Below are 21,306 nucleotides of genomic sequence, written 5' to 3' on the forward strand. Positions count from 1 at the left end.
AGGCGTACGTCACCCGCCTCTATGACCGTCTCGACGAGCTGCGCGAGCGCACCCAGCGACAGCTGAAGGAGGTGCTGGCCAGCGGCGCCGTCGGCACGATGCAGAACAGATCGGAGCGCGACACGTTCGCCGAGATGTACGCGGTGAGGCTCGCCCGGCTCTGGGCGGTCGAGCGCGGCCTGGTCTTCGGCCGGCTCGACCACGCCGAGGAGGGCCGCCTCTACATCGGCAAGCTCGGCCTCACCGACGACGAGCAGCAGCGCCTGCTGATCGACTGGCGGGCGCCTGTCGCGCAGCCGTTCTACCGCGCCACACCCGCCGCCCCGATGGGCGTGACCAGGCGTCGCCACCTGCAGACCAAGGGCCGCGCGGTGGTCGGCGTCGACGACGACCTGCTCGACCTCGACTCGCTCACCGACGACGACCGCGCCACGCTCAACGGCGAGGCGGCCCTGCTGGCCGCGCTGGACGAGCGGCGCACGGGCCGCATGCGCGACATCGTGGCCACCATCCAGTCCGAGCAGGACCGCGTCATCCGCGGCGACCTGAACGGGGTCCTGGTCGTGCAGGGCGGCCCCGGAACCGGCAAGACCGTCGTGGCCCTGCACCGCGCCGCGTACCTGCTCTACACGCACAGGGAGCGGCTGGAGCGCAGGGGCGTGCTCATCCTCGGGCCCAACCTCACGTTCCTGCGCTACATCGAGCAGGTCCTGCCCTCGCTCGGCGAGAACGACGTGCTGCTGTCCACGGTCGGCGAGCTCTATCCCGGCGTCACCGCCACCGCCCGCGAGCGGGCCGAGGTGGCGGCGCTGAAGGGGGACGCGCGGATGGCCGCGGTGATCGCCAAGGCCGTACGCGACCGGCAGCGGGTGCCGCGCAAGCCCGTCGAGCTCACCCTCGGCCGCCTCACCCTCACCATCGACCGCGCCATGCTCGACGCGGCCAGGAACAAGGCGACCCGCTCGCGCCGCCCGCACAACCAGGCCCGCGCGGTGTTCGTCAGGTCGCTGCTCAACGCGCTGGCCCGGCAGCAGGCCCGCAAGATCGGCAAGGGGCTCGTCGACGAGGACGACCTGGCCGACATGCGCGAGGAACTGCGGACCGAGCCGGTCGTCAAGTCCGCGCTCAACCGGCTGTGGCCGTACCTCACCCCGCAGCGCCTCCTGCTCGGCCTGTACGGCTCGCCCGAGCGCCTGGAGTACGCGGCCTCGTCCCTCACCCCCGGCGAGCGCGCGCTGCTGCGCCGGGACGGCGGCGCGTGGACCGAGTCCGACGTGCCGCTGCTCGACGAGGCGGCCGACCTGCTCGGCGACATCGACGAGCAGGTGCTGCGCGCCAGCGCCATGCAGGCGGAGGAGGAACTGGCCGCCGCCAGGCAGGCCGAGGAGAGCGAGCGCGAGGCCGAGCTCGCCTACGCCCGCGAGGTCCTGGAGCTGACGGGCCTGTCCGACGTCATGGAGGCCGAGCGCCTCGCCGAACGCCAGCGTGGCGACGGCCCCCACCTCACCACCGCCGAGCGCGCCGCCGCCGACCGCACCTGGGCCTACGGGCACGTGATCGTGGACGAGGCGCAGGAGCTGTCGCCGATGGCCTGGCGGGCCGTCATGCGGCGCTGCCCCACGCGTTCGATGACGATCGTCGGCGACATCGCGCAGACCGGCTCGGTGGCCGGCGCGCGCTCCTGGGCGGAGGTGCTCGACCCGTACGTGGCCGGGCGCTGGCGCCAGGAGCGGCTGACCGTCAACTACCGCACGCCGGTGGAGCTGATGGCGGTCGCGGCGCGCGTCCTGGCCACCGTCGATCCCGCGCTCGAGGCCCCGGTGTCCGTCCGCGAGCTGGGCGTGCAACCCTGGTCGGCGCCGCTCTCCGCGCTGGCCGAGCTGGTCAAGGGGGAGGTGGGCGAGGGCGGCAAGGTCGCCGTGGTGGTGCCCGACAGGTTGCTCGCCACGCTCGGCGCCGAGGTCGCCGCGGCCGTGGCAGGCACCGTGGTGGTGACGCCGGGGGCCGGCCGGGCGAAGGGCGCGGAGGCGCTCGACGCGCCGGTGGCCGTGATGGGAGTGACGGACGCGAAAGGGCTGGAGTTCGACTCGGTCATCGTGGCCGAGCCTGACCTCATCGCCGCCCAGTCGCCACGAGGGCCGAGCGACCTGTATGTTGCTCTCACCCGTGCCACGCAACGGCTCGGCGTCGTGCACGAGCAGCCGCTCTCCGAGGCGCTGAGGGGCTTGCCGGGCCGCTCGCAGGCGCCCGCAAAGGGGCTTTGATCCGCTTTACCGCGGGCCGCCGATCATGTACCACCTGCGAAAACTTGATGTCTCTGCTGATCGGGACACGGTTGACATCTGAGGTGGAGTCGGTAGTTTGCTGCGCAGTCCAGCACGGGACTTGGCCGGTTGGCCGTCTCTGACATCGCCGGATCCTGCGTCCGTGACGGAGTGTGACTTCGTCCACACAGCCAGGTGCAGGGCCGTCGGTCCGTCGAGTCGGGGCACCCCAACCGGGCGGGGGGTTGGACCCGGGACGGGCCCGGGAGCCCAGTAGACAACGGAATTCCGCGCTCGCCGCCGACGAGACGGGTCCGGTCCGAAGGGTTTCCGGGCCCTCTTCCCGTTCTCGTGCGCAGGACCGCCGTGCGCCGGGTGGTCCCGTCACCCGCGGGATCACCCTGCCGCGACCGCCCGCCTTTTTTCGATCTCCCCGCGCCGCGCTGCATGAAGTGGGGCCGTGGGACGGTAGCGTTTTCGCAAGCAGGCGTGCGATGACGGCGGAGGAGACCCCGGAGTGGTTCAGGACAGAACGAGCCTACCGCCCACACCCGGGCGCGACTCGACCCCTGGCGGTGGTCACGCCCCTGCCGCCGGCGAGCCGCGGCGCGTGCTGGCGGCCAGGGTCGCGGCGGCCGTGGCCGGCGGGCTGGCGCTGTTCGCCGCCTTCCCCCCGCTCGACTGGTGGTGGCTGGCCCCGCTGGGCATCGCCCTGATCGTCGCCTCCCTCCACGGCACCCGCCCCAGAAGGGCCGCCTGGCTCGGCTACGTGGGCGCCGCGGCGTTCCTGTTCCCCGGCGTGGCGTGGGTGCGCACGATCGGCGACGACGTCTGGCTCATGCTCGTCGGCGCGGAGAGCGTCTTCTACGCCGCCATGGCCGCCGCGGCGGCGCTCGTGTTCCGCCTGCCCGGCTGGCCGGTGTGGTTCGGCGGCCTGTGGGTGGCCATGGAGTGGTTGCGCGGCCTGGTGCCCTTCGGCGGGTTCCCGTGGGCGCGGGTGGGTTTCAGCCAGGGGGAGTCGCTGTTCACGACCTACGCGGCGCTGGGCGGCGTGCCGCTGGTGTCGTTCGCCGTCGTGTTGTGCGGCGCCCTGCTGGCCCGCGCCTTCCTGTCGCGTGGCGGGCACGCGCTCTGGCGCAGGGCGGCTCCCGTGGCGCTGGCCCTGGCCGTGCCCGTGCTGAGCCTGGCCGTGCCGAGGCCGGGCGACGAGGGCCGTACGGTCAACATCGGCATCGTGCAGGGCAACGTGCCCGGCCGGGGAATGAACGTGCTCGGCGACGAGCCCGCCGTCGTCCTGCGCAACCACGCGAACGAGACCAAGCGCCTGGCCCAGGCCGTACGCGAGGGCAAGCTCCCCAAGCCCGACCTGGTCGTCCTGCCGGAGAACTCCACCGACATCGACCCCTACCGCGACCAGTTCGCCCGGGAGACGATCCACGACTCCGTCCGGGACGTCGGGGTTCCCACGCTCGTCGGCGCGGTCGTGGCGATCGGCGACGAGCACCGCGCCACCCGCAGCCTCGTGTGGGACCCGGTGACCGGAGCGGGCGACTATTACGACAAGCAGCACCTGGTGCCGTTCGGGGAGTTCACGCCGCTCAAGGAGATCGTGCTGGCCCTGTGGGAACGGGCCGGCCTGGTGGGCCGCCAGTCGGTGCCGGGCGACAAGCCGGGCGACCTGAGGATGGGGCCGGTGACGATCGGCGCGGTCAACTGTTACGAGGTGGCCTACGACGGCACCGTGCGCGAGACGGTGCGTGCCGGGGGCACCCCCCTCGTGGTGCAGACCAACAACGCCAGCTACGCCCTGTCCAACCTGCCGCCGCAGCAGCTGGCGATGTCGAAGCTGCGGGCGGTGGAGCACAACAGGGCCGTCGTGACCGCGGCCACCACAGGGATCTCCGCGTTTGTCACGCCTGACGGTAAGGTCTCCTGGCAGACCCGCGAGCTGGTCGCGGACATGAACGTGGTCAAGGTGCCCGTACGCACTGAGAAAACGCTTGCAACCAGGGTGGGGGCGTTTCCTGAGTGGGCATTGATGGTGATGGGAGCGGCGGCGGCCGGAGTCGCCGCGTGGCGTGGCGGGCGGCGAGAAGACCGGATGAGGAACGACTGACATGGAGAGTCTCGGCCGGGTGCTCGTCGTCGTGCCGACATACAACGAGCGCGACAACCTTCCCAAGATCGTCGAACGGCTGCGGGCCGCCGTGCCGACGGCCCACGTGCTCGTGGCCGACGACAACAGCCCCGACGGCACCGGTGAGATCGCCGACGGGCTGGCCGCGGGCGACGACCACGTGCACGTCCTGCACCGGCCCGGCAAGCAGGGCCTCGGCGCCGCGTACATCGCCGGGTTCCGCTGGGGCCTGGACGAAGGCTACGACGTGCTGGTCGAGATGGACGCCGACGGCTCGCACCAGCCGGAGGAGCTGCCCAAGCTGCTGGAGGCGCTGGCCGACGGGGCCGACCTGGCGATCGGCTCCCGCTACGTGCCCGGCGGCAAGGTGGTCAACTGGCCGCACCGGCGCGAGATGTTGTCCAAGGGCGCCAACATCTACACGCGGGTCATGCTCGGCCTGCCCGTGCGCGACGCGACCGCCGGGTTCCGCGCCTACCGCTCGGCCACGCTGGACAAGGTGGGGCTGGCGGGGGTGGAGTCGCAGGGCTACTGCTTCCAGGTCGACCTGACGCTGCGCACGTCACGGCACGGGTTGCGGGTGGTCGAGGTGCCGATCACGTTCGTGGAGCGTACGGTCGGCAAGAGCAAGATGAGCGGCAAGGTCATGTCCGAGGCGTTGTGGCGCATCGGGCTGTGGGGTGTCACGGGCCTGCCCGGACGTCTGCGCGGCAGGCGAGGCCGCGGCTAGGGCGAGGATCACCGATCTCGGACGCGGCGGAACGGTTCGGCGGCGCCGCGCGTTGTTCCTGCTGTACGCGCGTGTGGAATCGAGGAAACGATGCGGCTCCTGCTCTTCCTGCCCTTCCTGCTCTTCCCCGTCCTGGAGATCTGGCTGATGTTCCAGGTCGGGGCCGCGATCGGCGGGCCGGCGACCGTGGCCCTGCTCATCGCCGGCAGCCTGCTCGGGGCCTGGCTGATGCGCCGCGAGGGACGCAGGGCCTGGCGTGTCCTTCAGGAGTCGATGCAGACCGGGCGCATGCCCGAGCGCGAGCTGGCCGACAGCGGCCTGGTCCTGGTGGGCGGCGGGCTGCTGCTGGTGCCGGGCTTCGTCACCGACGTCCTCGGGCTGGCGTGCGTCCTGCCGGTGACCCGGCCGCTGATGCGCCGCCTGGGCTCGTCGTTCGTCGAACGCAGGGTGAAGCGCATGGCCGCCGCCTCCCCCTACGCCGGCATGTTCCCGCCGGGTGGCGACTTCCCCGGCACCGCCTCTCCCGATGAGGGCGCGCCGAAGGGCGCCCGGGTGGTGCACGGCGAGGTGATCCGGGAAGACCGCGAATCCTGACGTTCCCGCACGAGAAAACCCCCGGGCGCCGCCCGGGGGTTTCACCGTGAGAGGAGATCAGGCGCTCTTACGACGCTGGGCTCGCAGCACGGCGAGCCGCTCGTTGAGCACCTCCTCGAGATCTTCGATGGAACGCCGCTCCAGGAGCATGTCCCAGTGTGTCCGCGGCGGTTTGGTCTTCTTGGATTCCGGCTGCTCGCCGTCCACGCGGACGGCGGTCGCACCGCACATGCGGCACTCCCACGTCGCGGGGATCTCAGCCTCGGCGGCAAGCGGAACCTCGAAGCGATGCCCCTTAGGACAGGTGTAGGACACCTCCTGGCGTGGGGCCAGATCCGTGTTACGGTCGTTCTCGTAGCTGGTTGCCCCGAGCCGGGTGCCACGAAGCGCGCGCTCGCCCATGTTTAAATGCCTCCTACAGGGCCCCCATGCGTGGGGGGTCTGTCTCCCACGGTGTCTAACGCTTGGTACCGTGATGGGATTCCCACCCGCGGGGTGATCCAATCGCGCTTGGGGCCTCGGTTCTTGCTGCGAGGCCCGGCCGGCGGTCTCCCGGCCGGGGGATCGGGGGTTCCGGGCCAGCTCAGCGCGTACGCACCGCCTTCTCAGCCGGTTGATCGGCCCGTGGCCGTTTCCCGCGACGCCCGCTCACGATCGCCGCCGCGAACCACAGCGCGCCGGCCATGATGAGGGCGCCGTGCGCGATGCGCAGCGGATACGGCCCGAAGAACTGCGGGATGAACAGCACGAATCCGAGTGCCGGCACCGTCCCGCTCCACTTGGGCAGTGTTCCTGACCGCCAGACGGACACCGCGGCCATCACCGTGCCGGCGGCGAGCAGGACGAGCCCGGCCGCGAACATGGTGACGGGGACGGCCCCGAACCTGAACTCCGCCGCCAGCTCCGTCAGCGCGGGCGCCTGGTCGCGCAGGGAGCGCCGGGCGATCACGTGGAGCCCGAACGTCTCCGCGCCGTAGTAGGGGAGTGTCAGGCCCGCGCCTGCCCAGGTCGCCGCCGCGGCCCTTAGCGACAGCCGGTCGCCGAGCACCTGGTGCAGCCCGAGCACCGCCAGGCCGAGCAGGACGAACCCGATCATCGCGGCGGAATGCCCGGCGACCCAGGCGGAGGAGGCCATGGCCGCGGCATCGTCGCCCGAGGGACGGATCGCGGGATAGAGGAAGAAGAGGATCCCTGCCGCGGCGAACGCCGCGGCGACCGGTTTGGTGGACATCGGTGCTCCTTGAAATGTGCTCCGCTCTTGTATGAGAGCAATGCTCTCCATATGCGAGGCTCATGTCAAGAGCACTGCTCTCGATTGAGGTCGGCTACCTTCTGCCGCGCCGGGTCACCAGCGGCACCAGCGTCCTGTCGCCCAGCCGGGTCATCGCCGCCAGCGGCCTGACGGCGGCGCCGACCAGCAGTGCCAGGCCCGGCCTGCCGGACGCGCGGGCCATGCCGGGGCCCAGCGCGCCCATCAGCGCGGTCAAGGCGGGCAGCGGCCGGACGAACAGGGTGATGTCGCTGACCAGCCCGTCGTCGTCCACCTCGACGACGGCGGCCTCGTGGATCTCCAGGCTTGCCAGGCGGGCGGTCGCGGTCAGCGCGCGGGTCCGGTCGTCGCCGATGTCGCTGTGGTAGCGCATGCCGGACAGGACGCTCAGCACGACGGAGAACAGCTCGCCCACCTGGTCCTTGCCCTCGAAGGTGACTTCGGCGCTGAGTGGGGAGTGCAGGGTCACGTCGGCGGCGAGCGTGGTCATGAGCGCGTCGAGGTCGTGTGCCTCGCCGGCCCGGCGGTAGGCCGCGGCTGGTGAGTCCTGAATATGAACTGTCATGAGTACATTTTATCAACCCACTATCCTGGGTCCATGAACAGGTTCGGTGAGATGCACTGCTCCATCGCCCAGGCCGTCGGGGTGGTCGGCGAGCCGTGGACGCCGCTGATCCTGCGCGACCTGTTCCTCGGGCTGCGCAGGTTCGACGATCTGGCGGAGGATCTGGGAATCTCCCGCAACCTCCTGGCCGGCCGCCTGGAGCGCCTGGTGGCGGCGGGGGTGGTGGAGAAGCGGCCCTACCAGGAGCGGCCGCTGCGCCACGAGTACGTCCTCACGGAGGCGGGCCGCGACATCGTGCCCGCCCTGACGACCCTGATGGCCTGGGGCGATCGCTGGTCCACCCCGCCGGGCGGCCCGCCCGCGCTGCTGGTGCACTCCTGTGGCGAGCGTTTCACTCCCGTGGTCACCTGCCCGCACTGCGGCGGGGAGGTCACCGCCGGCACGGTGACGGCCGTGCCCGGCCCTGGAGCGTCCCAGGGGCCGGGCACGATGCTCGTCGGCATCCGGATTGCCGACGGCGCCGGAGGGGGCGCCGGCTGAGCGCTCAGATGCGCTCGGGAACCTCGTTGCCCGCGGCGCGAATGGCCTTGGGCAGGTTGGTCAGGGCCAGGAGCACGAAACCGAGCACGAAAAAGATGATCATGGAGACGATGGCGATGCGGTAACTGTTGGTGAGCTGCAGCGCCACCGTCACCGTCAGCGAGCCGATGAACGCCGAGCCCTTGTCGCTGATCTGCAGCAGGCTGAAGTATTCGGCCTCGCGCCCCTTCGGGATCACCTGCGAGAACAACGAGCGCGACAGCGCCTGGGTGCCGCCGAGCACGATCGCGATCGCGAACGCCATCAGGTAGAACTGCAGGGCCTGCCTCTCACCGACGAACATGGCCACCACCACGATCGCGGTCCACACCACCAGACTGGCCAGCACCGTGCGCTTGGTGCCGAAGACGCCAGCCAGCCTCCCGAGCAGCAGCGCGCCGAAGAACGCCACGAACTGCACCATCAGGATCGCGCTGATCTGCACGGTCTTGTCCAGCTTGAGAGCCTCGGAGGCGAAGGCCGCGCTGTTGCCGATGACCGTCTGCACGCCGTCGTTGTAGACGAGGTAGGCCACCAGGAACAGCAGCGTCAGCGGGTAGCGGCGCAGCTCGGCCAGCGTGCGGCCGAGCTGGCGGAAGCTGCCTCCGGCCGAGCGCAGCGCCGTGGTCTCGTGCGCGGGCACCGGCCGGTTGCGCAGCCGCAGCAGCGGGACGACGGTGAAGATGGCCCACCACAGCCCCGCCGACATCATGCTGATGCGCACCGCCATGCCCTCGGCCAGCCCCAGGCTCTCGTGCTGGAGGTAGAGCACCAGGTTGAGGGCCAGCAGCAGGCCCCCGCCGAGATAGCCGACGGCCCAGCCGCGCGAGGAGACCGTGTCGCGTTCGGCCGGGGTGGAGATCTGCGGCAGGAACGAGTCGTAGACCACGACCGAGGATCCGTAGGCCAGGTTGGCCACGACGAACAGCACGCCGCCGAGCATGTAGCGGTCGCCCTCGACGAAGTACAGGCCCATGGTGGCCAGCGCGCCGACGTAGGCGAAACCGCCGAGCATCTCCCGCTTGCGCCCGGTGTGGTCGGCCAGCGCGCCCACGATGGGCAGGAACACGATCTGCAGCAGCACCGCAACCGTCATGATCAGCCCGAAGAACGCGGCCGGCCTGATGCCGGCGCCGAGCACGTCGACGTACCCCAGCCCGGGGTTGGCGAGCACCAGGTCGTCGAAGGCGGCCACGCACCGGCCGGAGGGCATGCCGGGGAAGTCCTGGGCGCAGGCGGCCGTCTTGGCGACCGGGATGAGGTAAGGGCCGAGGAAGACCGAGATGATCGTGGTGTAGAAGGCGGAGTTGGCCCAGTCGTAGAGGTACCAGCCGCGCTGCTCGCGCCGGCGGGCTGCGGGGGAGTCGTCGAGGGCCCCGGGGGGTGCGGGTGCGGGCATGGTGTCGTGTCGCTCCTATGAGGGCAGGGCGGGGATGCGTCGCTCTCAGGCGGCCAACCGGCCGGGGTGCCACTGGCCGCGACGCTGGAGGACGTCGCGCAGGCCGGTGACGTTGTCGGTCATGCTTGACGCACGGCCTATTTTCGCAGGTCGCGGTTGAAGTCCGCGTGTCGTGCCCATGACCATACAATGATCACCTTTCCGGGGAAAGGACTCAACCCATGACTGGAGTCGGCCCGGTTCGGTGGACACCTGTTCTCTACTGATGAGGCTGACAAGCGTCACCACGCAACGGCCCGCCTCCCATATCGGGAGGCGGGCCGTTCTCGCGCGTGGTGCCGGAGCAGCCTAGGCGCGGACGAACCCGTTGACCACCAGTGGCAGGCTTGCGTCCAGGCCCGCCACGTTCAGCACGCCCTCGTCGCGCGGGTCGCCGATCGAGTAGCCGGCCGCGGTCATCGCCGCCACGACGACGCGGGTGTCAGCGGCGACCGTGCGCCGGTAGGCGTCGAGTTCCTGCGTCGGGTGCTTGCGGCCCGCCCAGGTCTCGTTGTCGGTGAACAGGACCATGCCGTCCACCGTCATGCGCTGCTCGCGCGCCCACCGGAGCGGCAACGACAGGTCGGTGCCGCCGCCGGACGGACGCCAGGAGGCGATCTCGCGCAGGTTGGTGCGCGGGGTCACCTTCGAGGCGTGGACGCTGGTGTCGACGTCGATGACGTGCACATTCCCGCGCTCGATCCGGGCCAGCATGACCGCCATGGCGCAGCCGACCTCGTACGGCGTGCCGATCGGCGAGCCGCCGATCATGACGCCGCCGCCCCAGCTCATGGAGCCGGACGAGTCCACCGCGACCAGCAGCCGGCGGCCGCTGGGTTCGACGGTGGCGAACGCCAGCTCGTACGTCTCTTCCAGCGCGTCCCGGATCGCCGGGGCCGGCGCCCAAGTCTGCGCGCCGGCGCGCGGGTTCGGCTGGGCGCGGCCAGAGCCGTACACGCGCAGCGCGAGGAAGGCGTCCATCGGGTGGATGCGGGCCTTGAGCAGCGCCTGCTGGTCGGTGAGCCTGGCGACCGCTCGCCGGGTGGCGTCGCTCATGGGCTTGAGCGTGCCGATCCGGGTCATGCGGGCCAGGTTGCGCAGGAGCGCGGTCATGCCGATCGTGTCGATCAGCGCGTCCCACACCTGCGGCTCCCTGAGCATGGCGTCCGGCAGGAACTCCCACGGCACCTTGCGCTCGGTCACGACCTCGATCGCCTCGCGCGGTGTGGTGACGGCCTTGGCGGTCAGGAAGCGGTCCACCGACTCCAGCACCTCACGCGCCCGCTCGTCGGCCACGTTCCCGGCGATCCAACCGAACAGCCGCCCCCGCTCGGGCGTGTCGGCCTTGGGGTGCGCGATGCGCAGCACATCGCGCAGGTCGAACGCCTCGCCCTGCGGCGTCTTACGCTGGCGGGCCTTGCACACCCGGAACGCGACGTTGTCCGCGTCGCCGGTCAGGAACCAGGACGCGAGCGCCGTCCGCAGCGACCGGCCGACGACGGGCGCGGTGCCGCGAGCGGTCGGCTTGCCACCCACGTTCTTGTAGTAGCCGAAGAACTGGGCCAGGTGGTCCGTGGTGCGCGCCACCTTCGGCAGCGCGAGCTTGGCGGCCTGGCGGGTGGCCGCGTCACCCTTGGCGTACGCCGCCGCGAGCGCGAACAGGGCCGGGCGCTGCTTGGGAGCGCGAGGCGGACGCGCGGTCGAGATCTCCGTCAGCAGCTCGACGACGCGCGGCCCGTCCTCGGCGATCGCCTCGAACAGCACGCCGGCGTTCTCGGCGGTCAGTTTGTCCTCGCCCACGTAGTAGGTGCCGCCCGTGGTGCCGAGGATCAGGAAGTCCTCCAGCCTGCGCCACAGCTCCTTGGCGAACACATAGCCGCCTGCGGCGTTCTGCACCTGGTTGGCGCGGCCGGGCAGCGGCTGAGTCTGCGGCGTGGCGACAGCCGAAACGCTTGCAAGAGGGTCACGGTTGCGGGTCATGGATTTCCTCCTCTGGATCGACCCGCCCGGGTGGCGGATGTGGGGGAGGAGAGGGCGGATGTGGGATGCAGACCGGCTGTTGAGCGTGCTGCCACTTACACCACGAGCCGCACGAGGCGGCTCGCCAGGACTCGAACCTGGACCACTCGCTCCTGAAGCGATAACCGATCAACTTCGACCCGCCCTCCCCGTGATCGTCTGCCATGCCGGAGGCACGGATGTGGGGTTCCGGCCGGGTGCCCAGCCGACCTGGGCCGCTTGGCCCAGGCATGGGCCAAGAAGGAATCGAACCTCAACCTGGGGGGTAACCGACCAGATTCGACCCATGCCCGCGGCAGGGCTGACGAGTGGAATGGTGCGGTTCGGAGAAGACACGGATGTGGGATGTCCACCGGCGTTCGGCGCTCTGCCAACTGAGCTACCGGAGCCAAGGCTCCGGACAGGACTCGAACCTGCGACTTCCCCATTGGAAGTGGTAACCGACGAACTTCGACCCGTGCCCTCACCGAACCGCACCGAGAACCGCTGAGCGGGGAACGAGTGCGGATGTGAGAAGTGGCACCGGATGTGATCTTTTTGCAGAAAGAGATAACCGGCGCCATTCGCCCCGTACTCGCTCCGAGCCCGACGGGGTCGGGGATTCAGAACGTTTGACTGGTCGAAACCGTAGCATGGGAGGCCGAAGAGAGGGCAAGTGCATTTGCTTCAGCCGCCCGGCCCCGACCGCAAAGAGTGGCCCCGGCTTGAGGACGAGGCCACTCTGAAGTCTCCCACCCGAATGGGGGCCGATTCTCGCCCTATCGGTTGGCGAGGACATTCACCTCAGCGCCACGCTGAACAGCCTACGACCGTGCCGAAAGAAAAGCACTCTCCGCCCTTCGCAGGCTGTGGGCACCCCTGCCTCTGCGGGAGGAGAACGACCCGGAGGCGTTCGTCACGCGCAGCCGCAACCTGGAGCCCTGCTGCTCCGAGGGCGGGCACATCGAGTGGGACGCCGGCCTCGCGGCGATCGACGACGAGGAGCAGCCGTGAACGTTACGAACATCGGGAAGCCTCGTCAAGCTGCGATAACGTACTGGATTGCCTGTCACGCTGCCAGGCTGCCCGGATGCCACTGGCCGCGGCGCTGGAGCACCTCGCGCAGGCCGGTGACGTTGTCGGTCATGATGCCGTCGACGCCGAGGTCGAGCAGGCGCTCCATCTGAGCGGTGTCGTTGACGGTCCACACGTGCACCTGCATGCCGATGGCGTGCGCCGTGCGGACCAGCGCCCGGGTCGTGACGCGCAGGCCGCGGAAACCCGCCGGCACCTGCGCGCACGGCACCCTGGCTCGGGACAGGCGGGCGAGCAGCCGCCCGTAGCCGGAGGTCGCGGCGGCGGCGCGCAGCGCGGCGACGCCCCGCGGGCCGAGCGCCGAGCACACCTCCCTGCCCAGCGCCGCCCTGGCCAGGGCCAGGCGCTCGTCGGAGAAGGAGGTCAGGCAGATCCGGTCGTAGGCGTTGGTACGCCGGACCGCCGCGGCGAGCGGGGCGATGGCGGCCGGCTCCTTGACGTCGATGTTGAAGCGGACCTCCGGCCAGGTGCCCAGCAGGTCCTCCAGCAGCGGGATCTCGTGCACGCCGTCGATGCGGGCCCGTTTGACCTCCCGGTAGGGGAGCTCGCAGATGCGGCCCCGCCGGTCGGTCACGCGGTCGAGCGTGTGGTCGTGGAAGGCGAGCAGCACGCCGTCGGCGGTGGCGTGGGCGTCGGTCTCCAGATGGGTGTATCCGAGGCCGACCGCCCGCTCGAACGCGGCGGCGGAGTTCTCCGCGTTCTCCGCCGCTCCGCCACGGTGGGCGAAGGCCAGCGGGCCCGGGTGGTCGAGAAAGGCGAAACGGCGGCTGAGCACGTCCTGAAGTATGCCCTTCCGGGGGAACGGTGCGGATTACGATTCGGGGAGATTCTCCCATTCCTGGCGGCGAACCTCGGCCAGGGCGATGGCCGTCGCCACCGCGACGTTGAACGAGCCCACCCGGCCGACCTGGGGGATGTAGCAGGCGCCGTCGGCGGCGTCGAGCAGGGCGGGGGAGCAGCCGTGGTCCTCGCTGCCGACCACCAGGCACACGTCGCGGCCGAGCTCCGCCCGGTGCAGGGGCACGGCATCGGCGGTCAGTTCGACGGCCAGCACCGTGTAACCCTCTTCGCGTGCGGCCTTGACCGCCTCGGTGGCCGGTATCGCCTCGTGCCAGGTGACGAGCCGCTCGGTGCCCAGCGCGGTCTTGCCCGCCTTGGGGTTGGTCGGCGGGGTCGCGTTGCCGGCGAGCCAGACCTCGTCGACGCCGAAGGCGGCGGCGCTGCGGAAGATCGAGCCGATGTTGAACGGGCCGGTGACCGACTCGACGATCAGGCCGAGGCGGTTGTGGGTGTTCCTGCGCCAGGTGCGGTTGAGCCGCTTGACGTCGGTGGGGCGCAACTGCCTTCTCATCGGGTCACCTTCAGGATGCGGTAGGCGGCTCGGCTGGCCTCGCGGGAGGCCTGCCAGCCCTGCTCGCCGAGCCAGCGCTGCAGGGAATCGGAGCCGAGGTGTTTCTGGACGACCAGGTAGGCCACGCCGTCGGGCGTCAGCCGGGTCAGCCACCTGGTGAGCATGTCGTGCAGGGCCTGCTTGCCGATGCGGATCGCGGGATTGGACCAGATGGCGCGGAATCTCACGTCGTCCGGCACGTCGTCCACATGCACGGACCTTACTGTGTAAAGGCGGGCGGCTTCGGCATTGCGCGCGGTCAGCTCCAGGCTCCGCCGGTTCACATCGACGGCCCACACCGTCGCCCGCGGCGCGCGCGACGCCATGGTCAGCGCGATGGGGCCGTAGCCGCAGCCCAGGTCGAGCAGGTCGCCCTCCTGCGGCGGCGGCGGGACGCTCTCCAGCAGCACGCGCGTGCCGAGGTCGACCCGCTCGGGGGAGAACACGCCGCTGTCGGTCTCCAGCCGCAGGTGCAGGTCGGGCAGGACCAGGTCGGCCGAGCCCGGTTTGCTCGCGCTCTTCGGCTGCTCGGAGAAGTAGTGGGCCACGGGGCAGAACGTTACGGGATCCTGGTGCCGAACAGCACGGCCGCTCCCGCCACCAGCAGCCCGGCCATGATGGCGGCCACGATGAACCACTGGGTGATCTCCTGGTTGACCAGCTTGTAGCCGAGCGAGGTGCCGATCTGCTCGTAGACCTCGCGCAGCTCGGAGCCGGACTCGGCGGTGTAGGCGCGGCCGCTGGTGCCGTCGGACAACGACTGCAGGGTCTGCTTGTTGACCGGCACGTTCACCGGCCTGCCGTCGATGTTGACGGTGCCCTCCTGGGTGCCGTACGCGATCGTGGAGACCGGCACGCCGGCCTGCTGGGCCGCCTCGATGGCCTCGTTGACCGACCGGCCGGAGGTGTTGTCGCCGTCGGACAGCAGCACGACGGCGGACGGCGGCGGGTCGGTGACGGCCTGCTGGTCGAACGAGCGCACCGCCTCGAGGGAGTTGAAGACGGCCTCGCCGATCGCGGTGCCCGGCCGGGTGGTGAGGTTGCCGATGGCGGTGATCACGGCCTGGTGGTCGGTGGTGGGGGAGATGACCACGTTGGCGGAGCGGGCGAAGGAGACCACGCCGACGTTGAAGCGGTCGGGCAACTCCTTGGCGAAGGCCTGCGCGGCCGCCTTGGCGGCGCTGATCCTGTCGGGGTCGACGTCGTCGGCGTCCATCGACAGCGACACGTCGAGCGCGATCATGATGGTGGCGCGGTCGCGCGGCACGCGTACCTCGCCGGCGGGTTTGGCGGCTCCGACGACCAGGAGCGACATCATGACCAGGAACAGCGCGGGCGCCACGTGGCGGCGCCAGCCTGGCCCGGCGGGGGCGACGAGGTTGAGCAGCGCCAGATTGGTGAAGCGCACGGTGTAGCGGCGGCGGGCGAGTTGCGCCGCGAGATAGCCGGCCACCAGCAGCAGCACCAGCACGAACAACCACAGCCAGGCAGGGGCGAGAAAGCTCACCAGGCCTCCTTCCCGGGCCTCGTGACCACGATAGCGTCGGTGATGGTCTCCTCGTTTCGCTCGCTCACACGGGTCTCCGGTGGGCCAGGTGGCTCATGCGGCGCTGGCGCAGGACGAACTGTGCCACGTCGAACACCCAGTCGCGGTCGGTGCGCAGCACGAGGTGGGCGATGCCGGCGCGGCGCAGCGCCCGGCGGGTGCCCTCGCGTTGCTGGGCTGCCGCTTCGGCATAAGCTTGCCGGATTTTGGGTGAAAGATGCACTTCGCGTTCGTTCCCGGTCTCGGGGTCGGCGAACGCGACCCGGCCCACGTCGGGCAGCTCCAGCTCGCGCGGGTCGATCACCTCGACGGCCAGCACCTGGTGGCGGGCCGCCAGGCGCCTGATGGGGCGCTCCCACGGGCGTTCGGCGTCGGGGTCGAGGTCGGGGTGGGCGTCGAGGAAGTCGGAGACGATCAGCCGCATGCCGCGCCGCCTGCGGCTGGCCGACAGCACCTCGATGCCCTCGGCCAGGTCGGGCGGGTCCGGCACGATCTGGCCGCGGGGGGCGTCCATGAGGGAGTGGAGCAGCCCGTACAGGGCGGGGCGGCCGGTGCGGGCGGGCATGCGGTGAACGTACTCGTCGTGGATCACCAGCGCGCCGAACCGGTCGCCCATCCTGCTGGACAGGAACCCGATCGCGCCGACCGCCGCCACCACCAGGTCGCGCTTGTCGGTGTCGGCGGTGCCGAAGTCCATGCTGGGCGACAGGTCGGCCAGCGCCCACGTCTCCAGCTCGCGATCGGCGATCAGGTCGCGTACGTGGGGGATGGTGGTGCGGGCGGTGACGGCCCAGTCCATCCGGCGCACATCGTCCTCGCCGGGCACGTAGACGCGGCTGTCGCCGGCCTCGCTGCCGGGGCCGGGCAGCAGCCCCTGGTGCGCGCCGTGCAGCAGCCCGTCGAGCCGCCGGGTGACGGTCAGCTCCAGCCGGCGCAGCGCCTGCTCGGCGGTGTTCATCGGGTCACCGGTTCTGGTTCCAGACGACGACGGGCGGGGGCACGGCGTGCAGGATCTGCCGGACGACCTGCTCGGGGTCGACGCCGTCCGCCAGGGCGTCGAAGGTGAGCATCAGCCGGTGCGACATGACGTCCACGGCCACGTCGCGCACGTCGTCGGGCAGCAGGTAGTCGCGGCCCCGCAGCAGGGCCAGCGCCCGCCCGGCGGAGACCAGGCCCAGCGTGGCGCGGGGGCTGACGCCGATCTCGATGGTGTCGGCCAGCTCGTCGAGGCCGTACTCGCCGGGGGAGCGGGTGGACATGACCAGGCGTACCACGTAGTCGGCGACGAGCTGGTGGACCGAGACGTCCTCGGCGGCCTTCTGCAGCGTCAGCAGCTTGGCGGGGTCGAGCACCCGGTCGGGGACGGGCGGGGTGACGCTCATCCGGTGCAGGATCTCCAGCTCCTCGTGGGCGCTGGGGTGGGGCACCCGCACCCGGAAGAGGAAGCGGTCGCGCTGCACCTCGGGCAGGGGATAGACGCCCTCGGACTCGATGGGGTTCTGGGTGGCCAGCACGATGAACGGCTTGGGCAGCGGGTGGGTGACGCCGGCCAGGGTGACCTGGCGCTCGGCCATGACCTCCAGCAGCGCGGACTGGACCTTGGCGGGGGCGCGGTTGATCTCGTCGGCCAGCAGGAAGTTGACGAACACGGGACCGAGCTCGACGTCGAACTTCTCGTTGGAGGGGTGGAAGACGCGGGTGCCGATGATGTCGCTCGGCACGAGGTCGGGGGTGAACTGGATGCGGGCGAACGTGCCGCCCACGACGGTGGCCAGCGTGGACGCGGCGAGGGTCTTGGCGACGCCGGGAACTCCTTCCAGCAGGCAGTGCCCGCGGGCCAGCAGGGCCACGATGAGTCTTTCGACCATGTGGTCCTGTCCGACGATGACACGCCGGACCTCGTCGAGACTTTGACGCAGCAGTGCCGCGTCGTTTCCGCCCGGCAATTCTTCGGCGACGCTCATGAGCCCCATTCCACCAAACGTGCCGCAAACTCGCACGACGCCACGTCTGTGCTTTCATGGCAAACGTGGCAAGTCCCCTGCAGTACGGCGATCCGCCCCGGCTGGGGCCCTACCTGGTGCGGGCGCGCCTGCAGACGGCGCCGGCCGGTTTCGTGTACCTGGGCCAGGCGCCCGACGGGCGCGCCGTGTCGCTGGCGGTGCTCACCAGAGGCGCCGCGCTCGACGCCGCCGCGCGCGACCGCTTCGTGACGGCCATCAAGGACGCCGGTGAGAGCCGGCCGTCCGGGATGCGCGGATGGCTCGGGCGGGCGGCGCGGCCGCGTGCCGCGGTGCTGGAGGGCGCCCCCGAGGTGCTCGACATGGACGGCGGGCGGGCGCCGTGGGTGGCGGTGCCGTACGCGCCGGGCCGGCCGGGGGCGGAACGGTTCCTGGAACCGGTGATGGTGGGCGGGACGCTCATCGGGGAGGCTCACGGGCCGGACTTCGTACCGTACTGGCTGACCGACCGCGCGCCGGCGCTGCCCCGGCTGACCAGGCGGCGCAGGCCGCTGACCGAGACGCGCAAGCGGGTGCTGATGGCCGCGCTGGCCCTGGTGCTGCTGCTGCTCCTGGTGACAACCATCCTCCTGCTGCTGGTGCTCGGCCGGCAGGACAGCGAGCCGCAGCCCAGGCAGCTGCCGCCGACGGTGTTCGTGCCGACGCCGCCGCCGACGCCGGAGACTCCCGAGCCGCAGCCCTCGCCGTCGCAGTCGCCCGAGCCCAGCCGGACCGGGCCGGGAACGCCGGGAGAGTCGCCGGGCGACGAGAGCGGCGAAGAGCCGGAGCTCTGACGCGCCGGGGCCGGTAACGCGTTTGACCCTCACGTAACGTGAGACTTTAGGGTCCTGCGCCATGGAGTTCATCATTCATGACACGTTGACGCCGATGGCCGGGATGTTGGGCGGGCCGCTCGACCGGCGGCCGGACGCGCTGCGGGAGATGCTGGCGCCGCTGCGCGACGCGATCCCGATGCCGGGCGACATCGTCGACATCCACCACAACGGCGGCGGCTTCCGGGCCGACGCCGAGGATCCGCGCTACCTGCCCGCCGTCGAGCGCATGATCGAGGCCGATGTGCTGGGCCAGGTGCGGCGTGAGCTGACCCGTGCCTCCGAACGCCTGTCCCGGGCCAAGCAGGGCGACACGCTGGACGTGTGGTTCGTCATGGGCAACCCCGACAACGAGCACCTCATGACGACGGCCGGCGGCTACTACGGCATGGGCGGCGCGCCGGGCATGATCTACCTGCTGGCCTGGCCGTCAGACGAGGTGATCGGCAAGATCGGGCATCTCGCGGTGCACGAGTTCCACCACGGCGTGCGCTACACCAACGTCGAGTGGAACCCGGTCACCGTGACCGTCGGCGAGCACGTGCTGGCCGAAGGGCTGGCGGAGGCGTTCGTGCGGGAGCTGTCGGGGGCGCAGGCGATGGGGCCGTGGTCGTCGATGGTGACGGGGGAGAGGTACGACCTGGCGTACGAGAAGATCATGGCGGCCTTCGACCTCGCCGGGATGCAGAACACGCCGGCGTACGTGCTGGGCGACAGCGCGACGCGCAACTTCGGGCAGGAGCCGCGCGGCATTCCCGACATGGCGGGATATGCGGTGGGGCTGCGGCTCGTCGACCAGATCCTGGAGGCCACCGGGCTGACGGCGGCCGAGGCGACCGTGCTGCCGGCCGCCGAGCTGATGAGGCGCGCGGGCCTGCGCGGGTAGTCAGCGGGTGGTCAGCGGGTGGTCTCAGCCGGGGGAGACGAAGCCGGACTCGTAGGCGGCGATCACCGCCTGCGTGCGGTCACGGGCCCCCAGCTTGGCCAGCACGTTGCCGACGTGCGTCTTGACGGTCTCCTGGCTGACGACCAGCTCGGCGGCGATCTCGTGGTTGGACAGGCCCCTGGTCATCAGGCGCAGCACGTCGCCCTCGCGCCCGGTGAGCCGGTCGATGCCCGGCACCTTGGCGGGCGAGAAGGCGGTCTCCTGGCGGCGTCCGGCGAGGGTGCGGATCGCGGCGGGGAACAGCAGCGACTCGCCGGCCGCGACCAGCTTGACGGCCTGCACCAGCTCGTCGGGCCTGGCGCGTTTGAGCAGGAAGCCGCTGGCCCCCGCGCGCAGCGCGTCGTAGACGTAGTCGTCGTTCTCGAAGGTCGTCACCACCAGCACCTTGGGCGGGTCGTCCAGCGCCATGAGCCGCTCGGTGGCCTGGATGCCGTCGAGTGCGGGCATACGCACGTCCATCAGCACGAGGTCGGGGCGCTCGCGGCGGACGACGGGCAGGACCGCGGCGCCGTCGGCGGCCTCGCCCACCACGCTCAGGCCGGGCTCTGCGTCGATGATGATGCGCAGGCCGGCCCTGATGAGGTCCTCGTCGTCGGCGATGACGACTGTGAGAGTCATGGACTCGACCGTAGCGGCAGACGCGCGGAGACCGTCCACCCGGCCTGGGTGGGGCCGGCGTGGAGGTCGCCGTCGAGCAGGCGCACGCGCTCGCGCATGCCCGCCACGCCCCTGCCCCCCGACGGGCGGGCGCCGTCGCCTCCGGCGGCGTTGGTGACCTCGAGCCGCAGCTCGCCGTCCTGGACGCCGGCCGACAGAAGCACCGGGCCCCGGCCGTGCTTGATGGCGTTGGTGAGCGCCTCCTGCAGGATGCGGTAACCCTCCCGGGAGACGACGGCGGGCACGCCGGACAGGTCGCCGACGTCCTGCCGCACCTGCGCGCCCGAGGCGGCGACGAGGTCGCCGAGATCGGCGAGCGTGGCCTGCGGGCGCCTGCCGGCCGCACCGCCGCCGTCGCGGGCGCCACCGTGGAGGCTGTCGCGGGTGCCGTTGTGGTCGCCGCTGCGGGTGCCAGCGTGGAGGCTGTCGCGGGCGCCGCCGCGGTCGCCGTCGCGCAGCACGCCCAGGACGTGGTCGAGGTCGTCGAGGGCGGCGCGGGCGGACTGCTCGATGGCGGCCAGCGCGGTCTTGGCCGTGCCGGGGTCGTGGTCGAGCACCCGGCCCGCGGCCGCGGCCTGCAGGGTGACGACGCTCAGCGCGTGGCCGACCGAGTCGTGCAGCTCGCGGGCCAGCCGGTTGCGCTCGGCCAGCGTACGGGCCTGCTCCTCGGCGGCGGCCAGGCGCTCGGCCGGGGTGGGGCCGAGCAGGACGGGCGCCAGCCTGGCCAGCAGCGCGCCCGCCCCCGCGGCCACGACGACCAGCGCCGCCAGCGTCGCGAGCCCGCCCAGCGCCCACGACACCGCGTTCCACCCCGGCGTGACGACGGCGCCGAACACCGGCGTCGGGTTGCCGACGATGGGCAGCAGGAGCGTGAAGGCCGTGAACGGCACGATCGCCAGCGTGCAGCCGCTGACCACGCCGCCGACCGCCAGGTGCAGCGTGAACCAGGCCGCGGTCCGGCGGCGCTCCTGCCAGGAGCGGCCCGCCTGCCGCGGCGGGGTCTCGACGTGCGCCCCGAGCAGGCCCTGCGCCGCGTTCACCTCCAGCCCCCGCACCGGCAGGAACAGCCCAGTCGCCGCCACCACGGGCAGCACCGCCACGAACACGCCGATCTGGGTGGGCAGCAGGACGTTGGCGTTCTCGCCCTGCCAGATCGCCGCGACCAGGACGCCGACCATCATGTACGGCATCAGCAGCGCGCCGCCCAGGATGAGGCACGCCCACCGGCGCGGCAGGTTCCTTCTCACACCGGCGATTATATGTC

20 protein-coding genes are annotated in these 21,306 nt (G+C 71.4%); 7 read left to right on the plus strand and 13 right to left on the minus strand.

The window, feature by feature from the left end; genetic code table 11:
• Window positions 1–71 precede the first annotated feature (71 nt).
• The 4 genes from ABGA98_RS17800 to ABGA98_RS17815 all read left to right on the plus strand — a co-directional run bounded on the left by ABGA98_RS17800 (window position 72) and on the right by ABGA98_RS17815 (window position 5,725).
• Window positions 72–2,264, plus strand: a complete 2,193-nt coding sequence (locus tag ABGA98_RS17800; protein WP_347619417.1) for an ATP-binding domain-containing protein — start codon at window positions 72–74, stop codon at window positions 2,262–2,264.
• A gap of 517 nt (window positions 2,265–2,781) precedes the next feature.
• On the plus strand, window positions 2,782–4,380 hold the full coding sequence (gene lnt / locus ABGA98_RS17805; RefSeq protein WP_347619418.1) for an apolipoprotein N-acyltransferase: 1,599 nt from the start codon (window positions 2,782–2,784) through the stop codon (window positions 4,378–4,380).
• Between the two features lies 1 nt (window position 4,381).
• Window positions 4,382–5,131 (plus strand): polyprenol monophosphomannose synthase, encoded by a 750-nt coding sequence (locus tag ABGA98_RS17810; protein WP_347619419.1) that lies wholly within the window; start codon window positions 4,382–4,384, stop codon window positions 5,129–5,131.
• Between the two features lie 90 nt (window positions 5,132–5,221).
• Complete coding sequence (locus tag ABGA98_RS17815; RefSeq protein WP_347619420.1) at window positions 5,222–5,725, plus strand: FxsA family protein; 504 nt, start codon at window positions 5,222–5,224, stop codon at window positions 5,723–5,725.
• Between the two features lie 57 nt (window positions 5,726–5,782).
• On the opposite strand, the gene ABGA98_RS17820 is transcribed toward ABGA98_RS17815, so the two are convergent.
• From ABGA98_RS17820 to ABGA98_RS17830, 3 genes are all read right to left on the minus strand, one after another.
• Window positions 5,783–6,127, minus strand: a complete 345-nt coding sequence (locus ABGA98_RS17820; protein ID WP_043625492.1) for an RNA polymerase-binding protein RbpA — start codon at window positions 6,125–6,127, stop codon at window positions 5,783–5,785.
• A 181-nt stretch (window positions 6,128–6,308) separates the two neighbouring features.
• Entirely contained in the window at window positions 6,309–6,956 is a 648-nt protein-coding gene (locus tag ABGA98_RS17825; protein ID WP_347619421.1) for a hypothetical protein, read from the minus strand.
• Window positions 6,957–7,050: 94 nt separating this feature from the next.
• Window positions 7,051–7,560, minus strand: a complete 510-nt coding sequence (locus ABGA98_RS17830; RefSeq protein WP_347619422.1) for a nuclear transport factor 2 family protein — start codon at window positions 7,558–7,560, stop codon at window positions 7,051–7,053.
• Between the two features lie 33 nt (window positions 7,561–7,593).
• Here ABGA98_RS17830 and ABGA98_RS17835 point away from each other — a divergent pair, with 33 nt between their 5' ends.
• On the plus strand, window positions 7,594–8,100 hold the full coding sequence (locus tag ABGA98_RS17835) for a helix-turn-helix domain-containing protein (protein ID WP_347619423.1): 507 nt from the start codon (window positions 7,594–7,596) through the stop codon (window positions 8,098–8,100).
• A gap of 4 nt (window positions 8,101–8,104) precedes the next feature.
• On the opposite strand, the gene ABGA98_RS17840 is transcribed toward ABGA98_RS17835, so the two are convergent.
• The 8 genes from ABGA98_RS17840 to ABGA98_RS17875 form a co-directional block, all read right to left on the minus strand.
• Complete coding sequence (locus tag ABGA98_RS17840; RefSeq protein WP_347619424.1) at window positions 8,105–9,538, minus strand: MFS transporter; 1,434 nt, start codon at window positions 9,536–9,538, stop codon at window positions 8,105–8,107.
• Window positions 9,539–9,886: 348 nt separating this feature from the next.
• Complete coding sequence (locus tag ABGA98_RS17845; protein ID WP_347619425.1) at window positions 9,887–11,557, minus strand: TROVE domain-containing protein; 1,671 nt, start codon at window positions 11,555–11,557, stop codon at window positions 9,887–9,889.
• Between the two features lie 1,087 nt (window positions 11,558–12,644).
• Window positions 12,645–13,445: a glycerophosphodiester phosphodiesterase family protein gene (locus ABGA98_RS17850; RefSeq protein WP_347619426.1), complete on the minus strand. Its 801-nt coding sequence runs from the start codon at window positions 13,443–13,445 to the stop codon at window positions 12,645–12,647.
• 36 nt (window positions 13,446–13,481) lie between these two features.
• Window positions 13,482–14,021, minus strand: a complete 540-nt coding sequence (locus ABGA98_RS17855) for a TrmH family RNA methyltransferase (protein WP_347619427.1) — start codon at window positions 14,019–14,021, stop codon at window positions 13,482–13,484.
• Complete coding sequence (locus tag ABGA98_RS17860; RefSeq protein ID WP_347619428.1) at window positions 14,018–14,608, minus strand: methyltransferase; 591 nt, start codon at window positions 14,606–14,608, stop codon at window positions 14,018–14,020. Before ABGA98_RS17860 ends, ABGA98_RS17855 begins: the two co-directional genes overlap by 4 nt.
• A gap of 11 nt (window positions 14,609–14,619) precedes the next feature.
• Window positions 14,620–15,567 carry a VWA domain-containing protein gene (locus ABGA98_RS17865; RefSeq protein WP_347619429.1) on the minus strand — a complete coding sequence of 316 codons (948 nt, stop codon included), beginning with the start codon at window positions 15,565–15,567 and terminating at the stop codon, window positions 14,620–14,622.
• A gap of 64 nt (window positions 15,568–15,631) precedes the next feature.
• Window positions 15,632–16,564, minus strand: coding sequence for a DUF58 domain-containing protein (locus tag ABGA98_RS17870; RefSeq protein ID WP_347619430.1), 933 nt, complete (start codon window positions 16,562–16,564; stop codon window positions 15,632–15,634).
• A gap of 4 nt (window positions 16,565–16,568) precedes the next feature.
• Window positions 16,569–17,570, minus strand: a complete 1,002-nt coding sequence (locus tag ABGA98_RS17875) for an AAA family ATPase (RefSeq protein WP_347619431.1) — start codon at window positions 17,568–17,570, stop codon at window positions 16,569–16,571.
• 56 nt (window positions 17,571–17,626) lie between these two features.
• On the opposite strand from ABGA98_RS17875, the gene ABGA98_RS17880 reads away from it, so the two are divergent.
• Both ABGA98_RS17880 and ABGA98_RS17885 read left to right on the plus strand, forming a co-directional pair.
• Complete coding sequence (locus ABGA98_RS17880; protein ID WP_347619432.1) at window positions 17,627–18,400, plus strand: hypothetical protein; 774 nt, start codon at window positions 17,627–17,629, stop codon at window positions 18,398–18,400.
• A 61-nt stretch (window positions 18,401–18,461) separates the two neighbouring features.
• On the plus strand, window positions 18,462–19,325 hold the full coding sequence (locus ABGA98_RS17885; protein WP_347619433.1) for a DUF2268 domain-containing putative Zn-dependent protease: 864 nt from the start codon (window positions 18,462–18,464) through the stop codon (window positions 19,323–19,325).
• Window positions 19,326–19,349: 24 nt separating this feature from the next.
• Here ABGA98_RS17885 and ABGA98_RS17890 read toward each other — a convergent pair whose 3' ends face one another.
• Both ABGA98_RS17890 and ABGA98_RS17895 read right to left on the minus strand, forming a co-directional pair.
• On the minus strand, window positions 19,350–20,003 hold the full coding sequence (locus ABGA98_RS17890) for a response regulator transcription factor (RefSeq protein WP_347619434.1): 654 nt from the start codon (window positions 20,001–20,003) through the stop codon (window positions 19,350–19,352).
• Complete coding sequence (locus ABGA98_RS17895; protein WP_347619435.1) at window positions 20,000–21,289, minus strand: histidine kinase; 1,290 nt, start codon at window positions 21,287–21,289, stop codon at window positions 20,000–20,002. Before ABGA98_RS17895 ends, ABGA98_RS17890 begins: the two co-directional genes overlap by 4 nt.
• Window positions 21,290–21,306: the final 17 nt, after the last annotated feature.

Origin of the sequence: Nonomuraea sp. B1E8 (assembly GCF_039871515.1) — a bacterium.
Lineage (GTDB): Bacteria > Actinomycetota > Actinomycetes > Streptosporangiales > Streptosporangiaceae > Nonomuraea.